This is a genomic window from Clostridium luticellarii (assembly GCF_002995845.1).
In the GTDB taxonomy this organism is placed as follows: Bacteria; Bacillota; Clostridia; order Clostridiales; family Clostridiaceae; genus Clostridium_B; species Clostridium_B luticellarii.
Map to the genome: position 1 here is coordinate 1 of NZ_PVXP01000144.1, position 1,709 is coordinate 1,709.

Sequence of the window (1,709 nt, forward strand, 5' to 3'; positions counted from 1 at the left end):
ATTCAAAGTTTGTAAGTAATGATATAAAACATAATATAATTTTTACAGGAAAGATGGATTATGAACCTAATATTCAAGCTGTGAAGTGGTTTTGTAAAGATATACTACCTCTGATTAAAAATAAAATACAAGATGTTAAATTTTATATTGTAGGTAAAGATCCTACAAGAGAAGTTAAAAAGTTGAAAAATAATAATGTTATAGTGACAGGTAAAGTTAAAGACATGAAAAATTATTTTAATATAACTAATATATGTGTTATACCACTTTTAAGTGGTGGTGGAGTTAAGATAAAATTATTTGAGGCTCTTGGAAATGGTAAAATTGTTATTACTACTTCTAAGGGAGTAGAAGGTACGATATTTGTAAATAATGAACATTTGATGGTTAGAAATCATGCAGGTGAGTTTGCCCAAGCTTGTATTGAGGCTTTAAGTAATCCTGAAGATTATAATAATATGATTAGTAGCACTTTGAATGTAATAGAAAATAATTATTGTTGGAATGCCATAGGAAGTTATTATAATGAGTTTTTAGAAAAATTAAGTAGAGTAGAGACTTTACAGGATGTAAAAAGAAGATAGACATTACTTTATAAGAAAAAGGCAATTTAAGGCAATTATATATTTTGTTTGCAAACTTCCAACAGCTGATAATTTTTTGAACCAAAATTTTAAAGTTGAAACTACAAATTCTGTATGAGTAAGTGATATTAGTACACATAAAGGCCAGTTATACCTTGCAACTGTAAAAGATATATGTACAAAAGAAATAGTAGGATGGTCAACATCATTTAGAAAGAAATTTAAGGTTTTAATGGTATCATAATTGATTTGGTAAAAAATAATATAGTCAACAATAATAATAGTAATTATGCTATATTAAGAGAATTTCTAACTCTTGAATAGCCACTATTTCGAGAAAAGCTCAGCCGTATGTAATAATTGCGTTATGGGGACTGGTTCTGTAGTATCTAGCTAGTGATTAAAAAAACAAAATGAAATATATGCATGCAAGTAATCCAGCTCGTGCTGTTGAAAATAACGTAATATAGAGATATTAGAAAGGATACTTCAATGAATTACATTTTATATTTTGTTTTAATTCTGAGCACTATAGTACAAAGCTTGAGTTTAGGAGATAAATTTGGTTATATAGCTTATTCGCTTACTTCTTTAATTACTCCTATAATATTTATAATATTTTTAATCATAAATAGAAAAATAAATATATCAATTTACACTAAGAAATTATTGAAGTTGATGGTTTATCTAATATTTGTAAGCTTAATTTCACTATTTATTTATGCTGTAATCTTAAATAATAGTAATGTATATTGGGGACAAAATTTATTAGTAAAAGGTCTTAAGGCATCCGTGTATTTTTTAGATATAATATTATTTTTGATAATGATTGAAAATATACAAAAAAAATTATCTACAACTGAAATATTTAAACCATTTGTATTTACTTATTTTATGTTATTTTTTGTTTTATTATTTGAAATATTTGATCCTTTGTTATTTAATTCTATTTTTCATGGTGGCGAAGATTACAACAGGATAAGATTGTTAACACCTGAATCTAGCTTTACTGGAACTTTAATCATAGTATTCTCTTTAGCTACTTTATATTATTATAATAATATAAAGAAAAATAAATTAATGAATTTGGTATCTATGATAATTTTGTTTATATTTGTTATAACT

2 protein-coding genes are annotated in these 1,709 nt (G+C 24.8%); both read left to right on the forward strand.

Annotation, left to right across the window (positions count from 1 at the left end; all coding sequences use genetic code 11):
* Positions 1-584: glycosyltransferase (locus CLLU_RS18410; RefSeq protein WP_146127630.1), on the forward strand; the 584-nt coding region annotated here is incomplete at its 5' end.
* Between the two features lie 492 nt (positions 585-1,076).
* Positions 1,077-1,709: hypothetical protein (locus CLLU_RS18415; RefSeq protein ID WP_146127631.1), on the forward strand; the 633-nt coding region annotated here is incomplete at its 3' end.